This is a genomic window from Pseudarthrobacter sp. 05T312 (genome assembly GCF_056396685.1).
The window spans coordinates 1-15748 of the sequence record NZ_JBFTLY010000008.1; the positions used below are offsets into that span (position 1 = coordinate 1).

A 15748-nucleotide genomic window follows, 5' to 3' on the forward strand; every position below is an offset into this window, starting at 1 on the left:
ACACCACAGGGGCGGCACGATTCGGCACAATCAACCAATTACATACATAATCGGTATCAACAAACTTGGCACACTATTGAGTTCTCAAACAACAGACACACCCGGCACCACCCAAACACTCACGTTCAGGATCGCTCCGGAGCAACTTTCCAAACTTACCCGATCCCGCCCGGCTTTGCAAACCACGTTTCCGTGTCTCAAAACCTCCAGGATCAGCCCCCACCCACCAACAGCACGCACAAAAAGCGAACCATTTTCCAGGCCGTTCAAAAGGGGGTTGGTCGCTATTTTTCCGCTTCAGCGGCGGCGACTCAGAAAACAATACCCGCACACAACCCCCACCGCAAATCGGGTGGAAGGAGGTGGGGAACCCGCGGAATTCCGGGGCGAAACCGGCGTTTCGGTCACCCAGGCGGCCTGCCGGCGCCGTAATTCCGCTGTGTGTGCTGCCGCACACTGCGCCACCGCGGCCACGACTGTCGCCGTACCCACTAACCAAACGAGCTGTGGACGCCTCCGCAAACGGGAAGCGTCCACAGCTCGACCTGGTGGCTACCAGCTACTTGGCGATACCGCCATGCCTGCTGCAGGCGCCCTGCCTCGTCGTGGACGGCCACACGTAGCCGTCACTGCAGATGATCGCGCCCCCGACATTGGGCACAGTGACGGCCGGAGCCTTGGCTGCCTGCTGCGCTGCTTGCTGCTCTGCGGCGGCCTTGGCAGCTGCGTCCCGCGCGGCCTGGTCTGCTGCAGCTTTTGCTGCAGCAGCCTGGTCGGCGGCGGCCTTGTCAGCCGCGGCTTTTTCAGCAGCTGGCTTCGCGGCTGCAGCCTGTTCGGCGGCAGCCTTGTCAGCCGCGGCCTTCTCGGCAGCCGCCTTCTCCGCAGCAATTTTGTCGAGCGACTTCACGCCGAGGCGAACGGTGGAACCCTTGGCCGCTGTGGCGCCGCCGGCAGGATCCTGCGTCATCACCTGCCAGTTCTTCTCCATCATGATGCTCTTGCCGTCCACGATGTCCTTGGCCTCAACCTTGAAGCCGAGACCTTTGAGCTTCTCCGTGGCCTTGTCCAGGGTCAGGCCCACCACACCTGGAACGGAGACAGACGCCTCAGCGGTGGCGGTGGCGGTGGCGGTGGACGTGGCGGCGGATGCCGGTTCGACGGATGCCTGTTTGCCACCGCAGCCGGTCAACAACAGGCCGGCCAGGACGGCCAGCGCCAACGATTTTTTCAGCCGTCCGGTGCCCGGGTGGTCGGCGTACAGGTTGTTGTTCATGATTCCCCCTAGGAATGCGATGTGGTGGTGATGCAGTTGGGCCGAGGCCCGAGGAAAGACCCGGCGGCTACTCGCAGGCGACGCCGTCGGAATCACGGTCCAGTGCGGGCCGGTAACCGGCTTGCCCGGCGTAAAGCGGCGCGGCTCCTGCAGCCCTCGCCGCCGCGCAGTTGGCGTAGTAGGCAGCAGCAGGTGCCGGAGCGGCAGGCGCAGGTGCCACGGGCGCGGGTGCAGCAGGAGCAGGGGCGACGGCAGCAGGTGCCGGCGCGGGTGCTGCCGGAGCCGGCGCAGGTGCGGGCGCAACGGCGGCCGGTGCCGGGGCAACCGCCACGGGAGCCGGCGCCCGCTGGTTGGTCGGTGCCAGCTGCCCGGCGCAGTCGCCCAGGATCCGGGCAATTGCATCGTGCTCCGCCTGGGTAACCCACAGCCCGTATGTCGCCTTCACGGAAACCTGCCGGGCAACGTAGTCACAGCGGAAGCCCTTGTTCGGCGGCAACCAGGTGGCCGCATCGCCGTCGCCCTTTTGCTGGTTGGTGGGCCCGTCCGTGGCCTGCAGGTTCAGCGGATCGTTGGCGAACGCCGACCGCTGCTCGGCGGTCAGCTGCTGCGCGCCCTTCTGCCAGGCATCGCTCAAGGCCACCACGTGGTCGATCTGGACGGCACTGCTGGTGGCCGAACCCCTGACAAAGCTGATGGTCTTGCCCGTGTAGGGATCGGCCAGCGTTCCCGACTGCACCTTGCACGGCACACTGTTCGTGTACGACACGCCGGTGAGGTCGCGTTTGAGGATGTCGTTGCGCGTATCGCACCCGTTCCGGTCCACGTCTGCCCACGCCTGGCCGAACTGTGCGCGGTCGTACCCCGTCTTCGGCGCCCGGCCCTTGATCGGCAGGGTTGCCAATACGTCCAGCGCCTTGCTTGCGTACGCTGGCTGCGCATTGGGCGCAGCCGCGGTGGCACCGGCGGCAAGAACGCTTGGATTCTCTGGGTCCAGCGGCTCCCCGGTGTCCGTCGGCGTGGCAGTTGGGGTGGCCGACGGCGATGCCTCGGCTGTCGCCGTCGGGCTCGCTTTCGCCGTCGTCGCTTTGGCAGTGCTTTCCGAGGAGGCTGCCTCCAGGTCCGCGCCGGCAACGCGCGGCAGCGCGACAGCGCCACCGATGAACAGCGCCAGAGCGGCGGCGATTGCGACGGCGCCGGCCTTGCGTTTCGCGGGCAGCCAGGCCCAGGAGCGCCGTCCGGTGAGAAGAACGTAGAGACCTGTAAGGGCAGTTGAAATGCCCAGGATAATAAGTGCTCCCCCAATGCCCCCGCTCAGCGCTCCCAACAGCATGAAAAGCCCGGTAATTACGGCCACAATGAAAGTGGAAAAGCGCGGTTTCCGTGGCGGCTTCGGCGCTGGCGCGGAAGGAACAAACCCCAAAAGGGTGTCGTAGTCGGACATTCATTTCCCCATATACAGGGGGCCAGAGAAGGATGCCCCCGCAATCCCGGGCCTGCTGCATAGCCCGATAAACTCGTCACCGCCGAGCTTATTTGCCCTGCAGAGCCGTTTACGCGACCTTTAGCGATCCTCAGCCAACATTCAGGCAGTCTTGAGGGAACCTTGAGGAAACCCCGTCGCAATACGCCTGCCCGGCTTAACAAATGCAGGGCACTCGAAAGCAGTAAATCGATCTGCAAATGCCGTTCCCTGGCGTCGTGCCCAAGGCTAGAGTGGCCTCCATGCAAATGCGCCTTGAGGTGGTACAGGTCCCGGTTTCCGACGTCGACAGATCAAAAGCGTTTTACACGGACAAGCTGGGATTCGTCCTTGACCACGATGTGGAACATATTCCGGGCATGCGCGTCGTACAGCTAACGCCTCCTGGCTCTGCCGCGTCGGTGGTCATCGGCACAGGTATGACCTCCATGACCCCAGGCAGCCTCGAGGGCCTGCAGCTGGTTGTCCCGGACATCGCCGGGGTCCGTAGCGAGCTGGTGGACCGCGGCGCGGATATAAGCGAGATCCAGGACCTGGGCGGTGTCCTGTTCGCCTACTTCAGCGACCCCGACGGCAACCGCTGGGTCATGCAGGGCCAGACCCAGGCCCACGTCCGGGACGCACACAAAGCGTAGGAAGGGCTGGCCCGACGCGAACGGGTGTCCGCAGCGGGAAAGCCGCTACCCGGACGTGGGCGCCGTATCACCCGGAGGGAGCTCCAGCACATCCTGGACCACTTCGTTGTGCCGCAGGAACCAGGGTTTGAAGGGTGGATCAAAGCGGGCGAACCTCGGCGCTCCCACAGGCGACAGGCCGGCCAGGGTGAGCGCAGCCTGCAGCCCGTTGTTGCGCCGCTCAAAGGCCGATGCCGAACCGCTGCCCGAGAAGCCCAGCACCGCGGCGAGGGAACCGGGCACCGCCCGCACTGTGACCCTGGGATCGGTGGGCACGGGAGCGGTGTCGGCACTCACGCCGGCCGGCAGGACAAAGGCCACTGCGAATTCCGCCTGTTCCCCGGACCCAGGCAGCAGTCCGCTCTGGAGTACCGGTGCGGTCATGGCGAGCTTCTGGCCTCCCGCTTCCTGGATCACGGGGGCGGTCATCGCAAGTTTCTGCCGGGCAGTGTTGTTGCCGCTGATGTAGTTGAAGAGGTACCGGAAGGCGGCGTTGCCTGCGCGGTCAAAATCGGCCGTCACCTTTACCTCGGCGACCACATAGTCGGGATACCGGCGCAGCTCGAAGTGAGGATAGCGCCGGACCAACTTAAAGGGCTGCTGTTCAGTCATGGTGCGCACAGCCTACGCCCGTCAGGCTGGAGCGGACAGGCCAGGGCTCCGGTGTGATAGCACCGCGCCAGCCCCGGCTAGACCACCTGCTGCGTTCGGCGCCGCCGCAACTTGGCCCGCAGAACAGCGCTGCCCACCAGAATGACGAACAGGAGGCCCAGAACGCCGAAGATGACCGTGAGGACAACCCCGGCGCCGCGCAGCCAGACGCCGTCGCTCTCATAGCCGGGCACAATGGCCCGCCCGGGATCATTTTCCGCATAAACGACCGTCACGCTGCTGCCCACCTCGGGATACTGATCGTGGTCCACGGCGGCGAAGGTCCGGTGGACCGCCCCGTCCGCGGCAGGGAATTCCACCTGCATCCTGCGTTCGGACGCCTTGGTGACATCGTCGAAGTGGACAATCGTTCCGGTCGCCTGGACACCTGAACGGGCGAGCTCCTCGTCGGCGTTGATCATAAAGCTGCCCACGCCGATCATGATGGGCCCCAGGAAGAGCACCAGCACCGTCACCGCCAGGTTCAATCTCCCCTTCCACGACAGCGGGGGTCTAGGGTTTCCGTCTGTTCTGCGCCCAATCACGGCTCCCATTGTGCCGGAGCTGTCAGCAAAACCACACCTCGATCCATTGCCTGCAGCAACCAATGCGGGCATAATAGTTAGCAGAACTAATTAGCAGTGCTAACAAACGCCAGCAGGAGGCGCTTACCTTTACATGACCCCCACCCAGACGACGCACCAGGCAACCGCAGACCCCACGACCCCCGACACTCTCGCCATCGATCTCCGCACCGCCGTGATGCGCACCTCGCGCCGGCTCCGCGTTGAGGCCACCGGCGACGCCATCACCCCGGGCCAGTACACCGTCCTGGCCCTGCTGAACGGCAGCGGCCCCAGCACCCTGCGGGATCTGGCCAGGAGTGAGCATGTCCAGGCACCGTCCATGACCAGGATCGTCAACGCCCTTGCGGACCAGGCGTTCGTCACCAGGAGCGCCGATCCCGACGACGGCCGGCAGGTCCGCGTGGACATCACCGACGCCGGAAGGACAGTGTTGGCGGAAGCCCGGAGCCAGCGGACGGCCTGGTTGGCGCAGCGCGTGGCCGGACTCAGCGAGGAAGACCGGCTGATCCTCAGCCGTGCGGCCCGCATCATGCAGGAAATGAGCGGCAAATGAGTGCGATGTTCCGGGCCCTCGAAAACCCCAATTACCGCATTTGGGCCAGCGGCGCGATCGTCTCCAACATTGGCACCTGGATGCAGCGCGTGGCCCAGGACTGGCTGGTCCTGACCGTCCTCACCGACCATTCGGGTGCAGCCGTCGGACTCACCACGGGCCTGCAGTTCCTGCCGATGCTGCTCTTCGGCCCCTACGGCGGGGTCCTGGCGGACCGATACCGCAAGCGCATCATCCTCATGTGGACGCAGCTGGCCATGGGCTTCACCGGACTGGCCATCGGCCTGCTGGTGGTCACCGGCACCGCGCAACTCTGGCACGCCTACGTGGCTGCCTTCTGCTTGGGCGTGGCCAGCGCGGTGGACGCGCCGGCGCGCCAGGCCTTCGTCTCGGAGCTGGTAGGCCAGGAGAACATTTCCAATGCGGTGGCACTGAACTCCGCGAGCTTCAACACCGCACGGCTCACCGGCCCTGCCATCGCCGGCGTGCTCATCGCCTGGGTGGGTACCGGGCCGGTGTTCCTGCTCAACGCCGCAAGCTTCGCCGCCGTCCTGGTCTCGCTGTTCCGAATCCGCACCACCCAGCCTGCCCCGATGGCCAGGGGCGAGCGGAACAAGCACCAGGTGGCCGAGGGCATCCGTTACGTGCGGCGCCGGCCTGACCTGATGCTGATCATGGTCCTGGTGGGCATCCTGGGTGCGTTCGGAATGAACTTCCCGGTGATCAACTCGCTGATGGCCACCACCGAGTTCAGCATGGGGCCCAGTGAATTCGGGCTTCTCGGCTCCATCATGGCTGTGGGGACGCTGGCCGGCGCCCTCCTCGCGGCGCGACGCTCGGGGCCGCGGCTGCGGTTCCTGCTGGGCGGGGCACTGGGACTGGGGGTCTTCACCATACTGGGCAGCATCGCCCCGACGTTCTGGGTCTACGCGGCAATCCTGATTCCCGTGGGCCTGGCGTCCATCACTTTCCTTAACAGCTGCAACACCAGCATCCAGCTCTCCGTGGAGCCACAGTTCCGGGGCCGCGTACTGGCCCTCTACCTGGCCATACTCCAAGGCGGAACAGCAATAGGGTCGCCGCTGGTGGGCTGGATCGGCAGCGAGTTCGGCGCGCGCTGGTCCGTGGCGGTGGGCGGCATTGTGGTCCTGCTCGCCGGCGTCGCCGCCGTCGTCGCCGTCACCAGGCGGAACCGGCTCACCCTGCGCGGCGCGGTCAGGATGGCCCTCGGCCGGCGTGAGCCCGCAGTCTGAGCTTCACTGTGGCGGGGCGGCCACGATGTCCACGGAGATTTCCACGGCCGGGACCGTTCCGCGGTTTTCCAGCCAATGCAGCGTGTTCCGGTCCTCCGGCCAACCCACGCCCGGTCCGTAGTCAGTGGCCACGCCGTCCCGGTGGTCTGTGATGGTCCCCTGCAGGATGTAGACCGTGCCGGGCCGGCCTACATGGTCATGGAGCGGGCCGAAAACACCGCCGGGATCGATGGTCACCATCCTCGTCCGCAGCTGCCGGCCCTCCAGTCCGTCAATCTCCCCGGCAAGGTCAACCGTGGCCAGCAATTGCACCGAGACGCCCCGCGTCTCCGGCACCTGTTCCGCGCCCATTGCCCATCCTTCCTTCCGTATCGCTGACGATCCGTAGCGCTGACGACGGCGGCGCCGGCCCGCCGCTGCCACGCACCCGGGTGCGGGTGCTTCGGGCGGCACGTGCCGGCGTCGTACTTTCTTTCTATTGCGGAGCCTGCGTCTGCGGGCCCTGGCCGTCAGGAAGGAATCGAGGAGATGTTGAGGATGTTGCCCTCGCTGTCCAGGAACCAGGCCGCCTGGCCGTAGCCCTCCATCGATGCGATGCCGTTCTCGGTCTTGAGTCCGGGCATGTCGTAGTCTTCGAAAACGACGCCGCGGGCACGGAGTTCGTCCACGTCGCGCTGGACGTCATCAGTGGCCCAGCCGATTTGCGTGTTCTTAGCGGAACCCGCGTTGTCCGTCTGGTAGATCAGGAACGAGGTCCCCTTCCCGCACCGGTAGACAAGGCCGCCATCGGCCATGGTCCGCTCTGGTTCAAACCCCAGCTTGTCCCGATAAAATTCCTTGGCCCGGTCGATATCCTTCGCAGGCAGGACAGCCATGACTTCCATATCTTTGAGCATGACAAACAACTTCCCTTGCTGTTGTGATGGCGTCGCTCTCCCCCGAAAATGGTCCGGCCGTCCCCCACCGGGCCCTCGTGGCCGTCCTTCCCGCCGAATGCCGGGGCGGCCAACCGAGACCCCAACGGAGCGGTGGCAGCAGCCAGCGCCGCGGGGTCCCCGAAGTCTACGAGGCCATTATGGAACTGAAATTCCCGCGGGGAAATAGGGGATTTTTAAGGGGTACCTTGCCTCTGGAATTATTTGCGGGCCGCCCTGACAGCCTTGCGGACTGCAGCCCCCGTTGCCGTCACCAAAGGCACCAGGCAAACCAGGGCGGCGATGGCATTAGGGCGGAAGACGGTCCTGCCGTTGACCGTGCGGTAGACACCGAGCGGCACCACGACGCCGCCGCCTCCCCCGCCGGAGGCGCCGTCCCCGGATTCCGTGCCGCCGCCGAAGCCGAAGGACACCAGCGCCACGGGCACCATCTCCTCCCCGTTGAGGTTTACGGGGGCGCCGTACGCGCGGGCAACGCCCATGTTCTTGAACGAGTCCGCGAGCAACGCAAGAGTGTCAGCCATGGCACTAAATTAGGCACCCCTGGAGTGCATCCGGAAGGACCATAAGTCCTGCGGGACGGCAGGGCCCTGATGGCCAGGCGGCCGTCCGTTCCGGTGGCGTGACAGCGGGTGGTGCGTGCCATCGTCGTCCGTTGTGCTATCCCCGGATCTCCGCCATGCGCAGCCGGACAATGTCCTGCACGACGTCGTCCGGCACGGGGTGGCCCGCGGTGAAGCGGATGGTCCCCTTGGACAGCGAGTACCCTTCCAGCCGGTCCGCGACTGCCGCGACGACCGCGCCGGAGAAGGGGAAGATCGAGAGGTGTTTGGCTGCCTGGACGGCGGCGAACAGCGGTTTGCCGTCAAGCTTCAGGGCAGGCATGCCGTAGCTCATGCCCTCCGTGGTGTCCGGGGCGATGGACCGGGCGAGCTCCACCACATGCTGCAGGCAGGTGCGGTCCGGTTCATCCAGCGCGGCCAGCGCATCATCCACGGCGCCCACCCCGTGCTCAGCTCTTCCTGGCCAGGACAGTGGAGGCGAGCGCGGCGAGCCCACGCTCGTAGTCGGCGCCCACCATCTTGTCCATGTCCATGAACAGCGCGAACACGCGGCCCAGGCCCTTGTTCTCCCCGGTCATGGACCACGTCACCTCGGTGCCGCCCGGAGCCGGCATGAACGTAAACGACGTGGGGTTCAGCGCTTTGAAGGGCTTGGTGAACTGGAGCCGGATCCGGATGAGGCTGGACGGCACGGACTCCACGATTTCCATGGTGCCGCTGCCGGCCTTCCGGTTACCGCTCCATTCGTAGCCCGCCCCTGTGCCGGACGGGCTGCCGAAGTAGCGTCGGCTCATGCCGGGATCGATCGTCTCCCATGGGGACCATGCGGTCCACTCATGAAAGTTGTCGACCAGCGGAAAGATCTCTTCTGCGGAAGCGGGTATGACGGCGCTGCGGCGGACTTCGAAAGTGGACATGGCCCCAGCATAGGGGCGGGGCCGACGCGGGTTAAGGGCTGGGGCTAAGGAAGGACAACGTTGACCGGGTCGTTGCCCTCCAGCAAGAGCCCGATCTGCTTCCGGAGCAGCCGGACCATCCGGGGGAACATGGCCGAGCTGGCGCCGCCGACGTGCGGGGTGATGAGCACCCCCGGCGTGGTCCACAGCGGGTGGTCCGCGGGCAGCGGCTCCGGGTCGGTCACGTCCAGGGCTGCACGGAGACGGCCGCTTGACGCCTCGGCGAGCACGGCGTTGGTGTCCGCCACGGGTCCGCGGGCCACATTGACCAGCAGGGCTCCGTCGGGCATGGCTGCCAGGAACTTGGCGTCCACCAGCTGCTGCGTCTGTTCACCCAGCGGAACACTGACCACCACGATCTCGTGCAGCGGCAGCTGCTCATAGAGCGAGTCGATTCCGTGGATGGTCCCGCGCTCGTCCTCGCGGGCGCGGCTGGCCATCCGGGTGACTTCGGTTTCGAACGGCAGGAGCCTGGCCTCGATGGCCTTGCCCACTCCCCCGTAGCCCACCAGCAGCACCCGCCGGTCGGCCAGGCTGGGCCGCGGGCTGTTGTCCCACGTTCCGGTGTCCTGGTTGCGGACAAAGTCCGGGATACCGCGCTGGGAGGCCACCATCATGCCCACGGCGAGCTCCGCCGTCGACGTCTCATGGACTCCGGCCGCGTTCGCGAAGGGGACGCCTGACGGCAGAACTGCGGAGACGCCGTCGTACCCGATGGACTGGCTCTGCACCAGGCCGACGTCGACACCCTCCAGGGCTGCGAGCGCGGTCGGTTTGCCCATATACGGCGGCACCAGAAGGTCCAGCCGGCCCTCCGGTGCGGGTCCGGTGAGGTCCCACAGGACAAACTCGACGCCGTCAATGGGCGTGAGTGCGTCCAGCAGGTTCTGGGCGGGCAGGCAGACGCGCAGCGGTGCCGTCACGCGGCCACCATCAGCTTGTGCAGTTGGGCAGGACAGTGGGTGCTCATGGGGGTCTCCAGGGTTCCGGGCCCGGCGCAGCTGCAGCGGGCGTTGAAGTTCCACAACCAACCTATCCCCCGGTACCGCCCACGCCGATTTCTAGCTCCGCAACACGGCGCCGCCGGACCTCTGTCACGTCCATGACAGGCCCTCCAATCCTGTAAATTTAAGGGAGGAATTGTCCGGCCAGCGAGCCGCGTTCCAACCCCACCCTTTGAATGGACGCTCCCCCATGTCTTCCGCGATTTCCGCGCCGTCCCCTGCCCGTTTTCCCTACGCCGCAATGGTGGTCCTGGCAACCATTGCGTTCACCGCCATTACCACCGAGCTCCTCCCGTCCGGGCTGCTGCCGCAGATCAGCACCGGCCTTGGCGTCTCCGAGCCGGTGGCTGGTTACCTTGCCGCCGCCTACGCCGCCGTCATTGTTGTCACGGTGGTCCCGGCGGCACGGCTGTTGGGGAAGATCCCGCGGCATGCCTTGCTGGTTGCGTTGGTGCTGACCTTCGCGCTCAGCAATGCATTGGTGGGACTGGCACCGGACTTCACCTCAGCGATGATCGCCCGCCTGGTGGGCGGCCTGGCGCACGGGCTGCTCTGGACCACCATGGCGCCGTTCGTATCCCGCGTGGTGCCGGCAGACAAGGTGGGCAAAGCCCTGGCAATTGTGTTCAGCGGCAACAGCCTGGGCCTGGCCATCGGCGCACCGGTGGGCACGGCCCTGGGCGGATTCCTGGGCTGGCGCGCCGCATTCCTGGTACTCGCGGGCTTCGGCGTGGTCCTGACGGTCCTTGCGTTCTGGCTGCTGCCCCGCGTCCAGCGGATTTCCGACGCTGCCCGGCCGTCCCTGCGCAAGGCGATCGGCCAGCCGGGCGTGAAGTCCGTGGCCATCGCCTGGCCGCTGCTGGTCCTGGCGCACTTCGCCCTGTTCACCTACATTGCACCCTTCATCCGCGAGGCGAACCTCCCGGACTACGCCACGAGCCTCTCGCTGACGGTGCTGGGTGGGTCCGGCCTGCTGGGCATTTGGATCGCGGGCCTCACCGTGGATTCGCGGCCCCGCCGTTCGCTGCTGATCACGACGGCGGCCATCGCCGCATCGATGTTCCTCCTGCCGCTCGCCGTGGGGAACCTGCCCGTGGCCCTGGTGCTGATGACCATCTGGGGTGCGGGCCTGGGCGCCATCGGCATCTACAACCAGTCGGCGATCCTCCGGGCCGGCGGGGAGTACAGCGAGGCCGCGAACGGGCTGACAGTCCTGACCATCCAGCTGGGCATCACCATCGGCGCACTCTACGGCTCGGCGGCCCTGGTGGTCGGCGGCCCGCTGCTGGTCCCGGCCGCGGCGGCGGTCCCGGTGGTTGCCGCGTTCGTGATCACGCTCGCCGGCAAGAGGTACGCCTACCCGCCGGGCCCGCGCGAACGCATCTGGCTGGAACCCCGGCCGGTCACCGACAAGGTCAAGGACCCCGCCTGATCCCCGCATCGATTGCTCCGTAAGCGCCGTTTTGAGCCGCCAAAACGGCCGGTACGGAGCAATCGATGCAGCGTACAGGGCAGAACCTGGCGTTAACCTCCCCTCCAACTGCGTGAACCTCGGGCGCAACCTGGCTGGCCTAGCGTTGGCGGGTCACCCGGCACCGCCGGAACCCGTCACCCAGGAGGAACCATCCCCATGCGCACAGTCCTGACCGCTGCGGCTACCGCCGCACTGCTCGCCGCCGCCATCGCTTCGCCGGGCGCCGCCTTCGCCGCCGAAACCTCCGGGGCCGGCACGCCGTCGTCGAACGCTGCCGGCACCGCCACCTCAGCCATCAAGGCGAACGAGCGCAACGGTTCCTTCGATCTGCAGGCGCACCGCGGCGGCCGCGGCGAGTGGACCGAGGAGTCGCTGGCGGCGTTCGGCAACTCCCTGAAGCTCGGCGTCAGCACCCTGGAACTGGACACCCACCTCACCGAGGACGGAAAGATCATCGTCTGGCATGACGACACCATCCAGGCCAACAAGTGCATCGACACCGCCCCGGCCACTGCCGGCGACCCCGAGTTCCCGTACGTCGGCCGCCGCGTGGCCGAGCTGTCCCTGGCCCAGGTCAAGACCCTCAACTGCGGCTTCACCCAGCTGCCCGGCTTCCCGGAGCAGGACGTGATCGAAGGGAACCGCATCGCCGAGCTCAAGGACGTCTACCAGCTGGCGGAGCAGCACAACGCCAAAAAGGTCCGCTTCAACGTGGAGACCAAGGTGGAGGACGGCAAAGCCGGCGGCGACGGCATGGTGGCGCTGACCAAGGCCGTGGTGGCAGAAGTGCAGGCGTCCGGGGCTGCGGACCGCACCACCATTCAGTCCTTCGACTGGTCCTCGCTGAACCTCACCAAGAAGCTGGCACCGGAACTGACGCTCGTTGCGCTTTCCAGCGGGGATAAGTGGATGCAGGTGGGCCAACCCGGTGCCGCGCCCGAGCTGGGCGGCATCGACATCGACACCTACGGCGGCTCCCTGGCCAAGGCCGCAGCCGCCCAGGGGTACAACGTCATCTCCCCCACATTCAGCTCCGTCACCCCGCAGATGATCGCCGAGGCACACCAGCTGGGCCTCGGCGTCATCCCCTGGACCGTCAACAAGCCCGCGGACATGGAGCGGCTGATGAACCAGGGCGTGGACGGCATCATCACCGACTACCCCACCCGCCTGCGCACCCTCATGGATGAGCGCGGCCTGAAGCTGCCCACGGCCTACGCCCCGCAGGCATAGTTCCGAGGATCAGGGCCATCCATCAAGGCACGACGGCGGCTGCCGGACTTCCGCTGGGGGAAGCCCGGCAGCCGCCGTCGTCCGTCCAGGCCACAGGGCTCAATCCCGGTATTTGGCCACGGTAAACAGGAACGTTGAGTCCTCCTCGGCGTGCAGGCTGTGCAGGCCGGCCGGGACGATCAGCAGGTCGCCGGCTTTGCCCTGCCACGACTCGCCGCCGGCCTTGAGGATGACGCAGCCCTGGATCACGAAGACCGTGGCGTCCCCAGGGTTCTGGTGCTCACTCAACTGGGTTCCGGCCTTCATGGCCATGACCGTCTGCCGGAGGACCTTCTCGTGGCCGCCATAGACCGTGTCAGCAGCGCGCCCATTGCTGGAATTGACCGCCGCCTCGAGCTGCTGCCGGGCCAGCGCGTCGATCGATATCTTCTGCATGCGCCCTAGGCTACCCGCGTTCACGGCCCCTCGGGACCGGTTTCTTCCAGTCGGCGCAGGCTGGAAATCCCCTTGGGAGGGGATGGAGCACGGGTGGGGCCGGGCCTACCCTTCGAGCATGAACACCGTGTCGCAGATCTTCGCGGTGATGGCCGCGGTCATCTATATCTTCGTCTTTCCGGTGGAGAGCTTCCTCCTCCGCCGCAACAGGTGGGCGCAGAACTTCCTGAGCACGCCGCCGGAGAATGTCCCCGCCGTGATGATGTGGGCCATCCCCACCGGGTACCGGAACCTGCTGGTTGCGCTGGGGGTACTCGCGGGCGTGGTCGCGGCCAACTCCGGCCAGTTGGTGGTGGGCTACACGCTGGTGGTCTACTGCTGCGCCAACATGGTCCTCACTGCGCCCACCATGCTGCTCGCAGACCTCCAGGGGCACTATCCCATGAAATGGGACAGTGTGCCGGGGACCCTCGCGGCAACGGTGCCTGCCCTGGTGGCCCTGCTCCTGCTGCCCTTCGGTCCGTAGCTTCTGCGGGGCACGGTCCACAGCGGCCGCTGCAGCCTTACAGCGGGCACACCCCGGGGGTACCCGATTTCGGAGCCCGGCAAAGGCTTGATAGACGTTAAAGGATGCTCGATGTCCTGAATCCCGCCCTGCCCTTCATCGCCATGGCCCTGGCGGTGGTGGCCGGACTCACCCTGTCCTGGCTGCTCCGCAAGATCGTCCTGAAGCTGAACCGGAAACGGCCGGAGCTGCAGGCCACCTCCCGGGTGGCCCGCCAGCCGCTGCGGCTGGCACTGTGCCTGGTGGGCGTCCGCGCCGCGCTGGGGCTGACGGCTGCCGGCGAAAGCTGGCACGCCGGCGTCGACCATCTCTTGCTTCTTGCCTTGATCGGCGCGTTCGCGTGGCTTGCCATCGCGGTCCTGCTGATCGTGGAAGCTGTGGTGCTGAACCGGCACAGCGTGGACGTGGCGGACAACCGGCGCGCCCGGCGGCTTCGCACCCAGATGATCCTGGCCCGGAGGATCGCCGTGGCGCTGGTGGTGGTACTCGCCGTCGGTACGGCCATGCTGACATTCCCCGCGATCCAGGCGCTCGGGGCCGGGTTGCTGGCGTCCGCGGGCGTGATCTCGATCGTGGCCGGCCTCGCCGCGCAGACCTCGCTGGTGAACGTCTTCGCCGGGATGCAGCTGGCGTTCACCGACGCCATCCGCGTTGACGACGTGGTGGTGGTCCAGAAGGAGTGGGGCCGGATCGAGGAGATCACCCTCACGTATGTGGTGGTCCATCTCTGGGACGACCGCCGGCTGATCCTGCCCTCCACCTACTTCACCACCACCCCGTTCGAGAACTGGACCCGCCGCCAGTCCGAGGTGATGGGCACCGTGGAGTTCGACCTCGACTGGCGCGCCCCCGTGGAGGACATGCGGACCGAACTGCGCCGGGTCCTGGCCGGCACCGAACTGTGGGACGAGCGCGTGGGCGTCCTGCAGATCACCGATGCCACCGGAGGCTTTGTCCGCGTCCGCATCCTGGTCAGCGCCGCGGACAGTGCCGCGCTGTTCGACCTGCGCTGCCTGGTCCGCGAAACCATGGTCACGTTCCTGCAGCAGAACCACCCGCAGGCGCTGCCGCACCAGCGCTGGGAGCAGGCAGCGGACGACGGCGGCACGGCCGCCCGGCGCAAGGCACCCCTGCGCGGGCTGGGTGGGTCCGGGGCAGCAGGGGCGCACGCGCCGGCGGACCCGCACGAATCGCAGCTGTTCACCGGATCGGTGGAAGCGGTGGAGCGGTCGAGGGCGTTTACCGGCCCCGGCGACGAGGTGTTCGAGGAACGCGACCGCAACCTGGCATCCCACAACTAAAACCCTTGATAGGTGACCATATGGTCACCTATCATTGGAGCCATGGACGACGTGTTCAAAGCACTCTCCGACCCCACCCGCCGGGACCTGCTTGACGAGCTGTTCCGCGAGGACGGCCAGACCCTGAGTGCGCTTGAGGCACGGTTCAGCATGAGCCGGTTCGGGATCGCCAAGCACCTCCGCATCCTGGAGGACGCAGGCCTGGTGGTGGCCCGCCGTCGGGGCCGGGAAAAGCTTCATTTCCTCAATCCCGTCCCCATCCGCCTGGTCCACGACCGCTGGGTCAGCAAATACGCAGAACCATGGGCCGCTGCCCTCAGCGACCTCAAATCCAGATTGGAAAGTCCCATGGAAAAGATCTTCGAGATTTATATCAAGACCACCCCCGAACGGCTCTGGGAAGCCATCACGGACAGTGACATCCGCAGCAAGTACCAGTTCGGCAACACGCTGCAGTCTGACTGGACGCCCGGCGGCCGCTTCGAAATGGGCAATCCCAAGGCAGGGCAGATCCTCGGCGACGGCGAAAACCTGGAAGTCGACCCGCCGCGGAGGCTGGTGCAGACCATGCGGGCCCTCTGGGGCGAGGACGTCAAGGCCGAGGGCACATCGAAGATCACCTGGGAGATCGAGCCGGTGGGCGATTCCTGCCACCTCACCGTCACGCACAGCGACCTGCGGGAGGGCGCCAACGAACAGCTCTACGGTGGCTGGCCCATGATCCTCTCCGGCCTGAAGACCTGGCTGGAAACCGGTGAGAAGCTCACTACGCCCGGCTCCCTGATGTACACCTGAGTGCCGCCGCCCGGGC

General features: G+C 66.5%; 19 protein-coding genes. 8 read left to right on the forward strand and 11 right to left on the reverse strand.

All coding sequences use genetic code 11. From position 1 onward, the window contains the following. Positions 1 to 559 precede the first annotated feature (559 nt). On the reverse strand, positions 560 to 1273 hold the full coding sequence (locus AC1DIP_RS12190) for a PASTA domain-containing protein (RefSeq protein ID WP_477733882.1): 714 nt from the start codon (positions 1271 to 1273) through the stop codon (positions 560 to 562). 67 nt (positions 1274 to 1340) lie between these two features. Next, the gene (locus tag AC1DIP_RS12195; RefSeq protein ID WP_477733883.1) at positions 1341 to 2714 is read right to left on the reverse strand and encodes a GmrSD restriction endonuclease domain-containing protein; all 1374 of its coding nucleotides are present in this window, start codon (positions 2712 to 2714) and stop codon (positions 1341 to 1343) included. A gap of 281 nt (positions 2715 to 2995) precedes the next feature. On the opposite strand from AC1DIP_RS12195, the gene AC1DIP_RS12200 reads away from it, so the two are divergent. Further along, a complete protein-coding gene (locus AC1DIP_RS12200; protein WP_476209606.1) occupies positions 2996 to 3388 on the forward strand; it encodes a VOC family protein in 393 nt (130 codons plus the stop codon). Positions 3389 to 3433: 45 nt separating this feature from the next. Here AC1DIP_RS12200 and AC1DIP_RS12205 read toward each other — a convergent pair whose 3' ends face one another. Then, entirely contained in the window at positions 3434 to 4039 is a 606-nt protein-coding gene (locus AC1DIP_RS12205) for an SOUL family heme-binding protein (protein WP_477733884.1), read from the reverse strand. A gap of 77 nt (positions 4040 to 4116) precedes the next feature. Beyond that, a complete protein-coding gene (locus AC1DIP_RS12210) occupies positions 4117 to 4566 on the reverse strand; it encodes a DUF3592 domain-containing protein (protein WP_477733885.1) in 450 nt (149 codons plus the stop codon). Positions 4567 to 4756: 190 nt separating this feature from the next. Between AC1DIP_RS12210 and AC1DIP_RS12215 the strand changes: the two genes are divergently transcribed. Both AC1DIP_RS12215 and AC1DIP_RS12220 read left to right on the forward strand, forming a co-directional pair. After that, positions 4757 to 5218 carry a MarR family transcriptional regulator gene (locus AC1DIP_RS12215; RefSeq protein WP_476209600.1) on the forward strand — a complete coding sequence of 154 codons (462 nt, stop codon included), beginning with the start codon at positions 4757 to 4759 and terminating at the stop codon, positions 5216 to 5218. Continuing rightward, a complete protein-coding gene (locus tag AC1DIP_RS12220) occupies positions 5215 to 6471 on the forward strand; it encodes an MFS transporter (protein WP_477733886.1) in 1257 nt (418 codons plus the stop codon). Before AC1DIP_RS12215 ends, AC1DIP_RS12220 begins: the two co-directional genes overlap by 4 nt. Before the next feature lie 3 nt (positions 6472 to 6474). Here the strand turns inward: AC1DIP_RS12220 and AC1DIP_RS12225 are convergent, their stop codons facing one another. The 6 genes from AC1DIP_RS12225 to AC1DIP_RS12250 all read right to left on the reverse strand — a co-directional run bounded on the left by AC1DIP_RS12225 (position 6475) and on the right by AC1DIP_RS12250 (position 9848). Next, positions 6475 to 6822 carry a cupin domain-containing protein gene (locus AC1DIP_RS12225; protein ID WP_477733887.1) on the reverse strand — a complete coding sequence of 116 codons (348 nt, stop codon included), beginning with the start codon at positions 6820 to 6822 and terminating at the stop codon, positions 6475 to 6477. 158 nt (positions 6823 to 6980) lie between these two features. After that, positions 6981 to 7367, reverse strand: a complete 387-nt coding sequence (locus tag AC1DIP_RS12230) for a VOC family protein (RefSeq protein WP_387566872.1) — start codon at positions 7365 to 7367, stop codon at positions 6981 to 6983. A 239-nt stretch (positions 7368 to 7606) separates the two neighbouring features. Next, positions 7607 to 7930, reverse strand: a complete 324-nt coding sequence (locus tag AC1DIP_RS12235; RefSeq protein ID WP_477733888.1) for a hypothetical protein — start codon at positions 7928 to 7930, stop codon at positions 7607 to 7609. Between the two features lie 136 nt (positions 7931 to 8066). Beyond that, a complete protein-coding gene (locus AC1DIP_RS12240) occupies positions 8067 to 8411 on the reverse strand; it encodes a DUF1801 domain-containing protein (protein ID WP_476209592.1) in 345 nt (114 codons plus the stop codon). A 7-nt stretch (positions 8412 to 8418) separates the two neighbouring features. Beyond that, on the reverse strand, positions 8419 to 8886 hold the full coding sequence (locus AC1DIP_RS12245) for an SRPBCC family protein (RefSeq protein WP_476209591.1): 468 nt from the start codon (positions 8884 to 8886) through the stop codon (positions 8419 to 8421). 44 nt (positions 8887 to 8930) lie between these two features. After that, positions 8931 to 9848 carry a 2-hydroxyacid dehydrogenase gene (locus tag AC1DIP_RS12250; protein WP_477733889.1) on the reverse strand — a complete coding sequence of 306 codons (918 nt, stop codon included), beginning with the start codon at positions 9846 to 9848 and terminating at the stop codon, positions 8931 to 8933. A gap of 271 nt (positions 9849 to 10119) precedes the next feature. Between AC1DIP_RS12250 and AC1DIP_RS12255 the strand changes: the two genes are divergently transcribed. Continuing rightward, positions 10120 to 11361 carry an MFS transporter gene (locus AC1DIP_RS12255; protein WP_477733890.1) on the forward strand — a complete coding sequence of 414 codons (1242 nt, stop codon included), beginning with the start codon at positions 10120 to 10122 and terminating at the stop codon, positions 11359 to 11361. 198 nt (positions 11362 to 11559) lie between these two features. Then, positions 11560 to 12636, forward strand: a complete 1077-nt coding sequence (locus tag AC1DIP_RS12260) for a glycerophosphodiester phosphodiesterase family protein (RefSeq protein ID WP_477733891.1) — start codon at positions 11560 to 11562, stop codon at positions 12634 to 12636. Positions 12637 to 12735: 99 nt separating this feature from the next. Here AC1DIP_RS12260 and AC1DIP_RS12265 read toward each other — a convergent pair whose 3' ends face one another. Then, a complete protein-coding gene (locus AC1DIP_RS12265; RefSeq protein ID WP_476209585.1) occupies positions 12736 to 13071 on the reverse strand; it encodes a cupin domain-containing protein in 336 nt (111 codons plus the stop codon). Positions 13072 to 13189: 118 nt separating this feature from the next. Here AC1DIP_RS12265 and AC1DIP_RS12270 point away from each other — a divergent pair, with 118 nt between their 5' ends. The 3 genes from AC1DIP_RS12270 to AC1DIP_RS12280 all read left to right on the forward strand — a co-directional run bounded on the left by AC1DIP_RS12270 (position 13190) and on the right by AC1DIP_RS12280 (position 15732). Next, positions 13190 to 13597: a DUF1304 family protein gene (locus AC1DIP_RS12270; protein WP_476209583.1), complete on the forward strand. Its 408-nt coding sequence runs from the start codon at positions 13190 to 13192 to the stop codon at positions 13595 to 13597. 104 nt (positions 13598 to 13701) lie between these two features. Beyond that, positions 13702 to 14937, forward strand: coding sequence for a mechanosensitive ion channel family protein (locus AC1DIP_RS12275; RefSeq protein WP_477733892.1), 1236 nt, complete (start codon positions 13702 to 13704; stop codon positions 14935 to 14937). A 42-nt stretch (positions 14938 to 14979) separates the two neighbouring features. Further along, positions 14980 to 15732, forward strand: a complete 753-nt coding sequence (locus tag AC1DIP_RS12280; RefSeq protein WP_477733893.1) for an ArsR/SmtB family transcription factor — start codon at positions 14980 to 14982, stop codon at positions 15730 to 15732. Positions 15733 to 15748 lie beyond the last annotated feature (16 nt).

Excerpts from the sequence above, each read along its gene's own strand:
- AC1DIP_RS12190 (WP_477733882.1), bottom strand. The coding sequence starts at position 1,273 with ATGAACAACAACCTGTACGCCGACCACCCGGGCACCGGACGGCTGAAA.
- AC1DIP_RS12195 (WP_477733883.1), bottom strand. The coding sequence starts at position 2,714 with ATGTCCGACTACGACACCCTTTTGGGGTTTGTTCCTTCCGCGCCAGCG.
- AC1DIP_RS12200 (WP_476209606.1), top strand. The coding sequence starts at position 2,996 with ATGCAAATGCGCCTTGAGGTGGTACAGGTCCCGGTTTCCGACGTCGAC.
- AC1DIP_RS12205 (WP_477733884.1), bottom strand. The coding sequence starts at position 4,039 with ATGACTGAACAGCAGCCCTTTAAGTTGGTCCGGCGCTATCCTCACTTC.
- AC1DIP_RS12215 (WP_476209600.1), top strand. The coding sequence starts at position 4,757 with ATGACCCCCACCCAGACGACGCACCAGGCAACCGCAGACCCCACGACC.
- AC1DIP_RS12220 (WP_477733886.1), top strand. The coding sequence starts at position 5,215 with ATGAGTGCGATGTTCCGGGCCCTCGAAAACCCCAATTACCGCATTTGG.
- AC1DIP_RS12225 (WP_477733887.1), bottom strand. The coding sequence starts at position 6,822 with ATGGGCGCGGAACAGGTGCCGGAGACGCGGGGCGTCTCGGTGCAATTG.
- AC1DIP_RS12230 (WP_387566872.1), bottom strand. The coding sequence starts at position 7,367 with ATGCTCAAAGATATGGAAGTCATGGCTGTCCTGCCTGCGAAGGATATC.
- AC1DIP_RS12235 (WP_477733888.1), bottom strand. The coding sequence starts at position 7,930 with ATGGCTGACACTCTTGCGTTGCTCGCGGACTCGTTCAAGAACATGGGC.
- AC1DIP_RS12245 (WP_476209591.1), bottom strand. The coding sequence starts at position 8,886 with ATGTCCACTTTCGAAGTCCGCCGCAGCGCCGTCATACCCGCTTCCGCA.
- AC1DIP_RS12255 (WP_477733890.1), top strand. The coding sequence starts at position 10,120 with ATGTCTTCCGCGATTTCCGCGCCGTCCCCTGCCCGTTTTCCCTACGCC.
- AC1DIP_RS12260 (WP_477733891.1), top strand. The coding sequence starts at position 11,560 with ATGCGCACAGTCCTGACCGCTGCGGCTACCGCCGCACTGCTCGCCGCC.
- AC1DIP_RS12265 (WP_476209585.1), bottom strand. The coding sequence starts at position 13,071 with ATGCAGAAGATATCGATCGACGCGCTGGCCCGGCAGCAGCTCGAGGCG.
- AC1DIP_RS12270 (WP_476209583.1), top strand. The coding sequence starts at position 13,190 with ATGAACACCGTGTCGCAGATCTTCGCGGTGATGGCCGCGGTCATCTAT.
- AC1DIP_RS12275 (WP_477733892.1), top strand. The coding sequence starts at position 13,702 with ATGCTCGATGTCCTGAATCCCGCCCTGCCCTTCATCGCCATGGCCCTG.
- AC1DIP_RS12280 (WP_477733893.1), top strand. The coding sequence starts at position 14,980 with ATGGACGACGTGTTCAAAGCACTCTCCGACCCCACCCGCCGGGACCTG.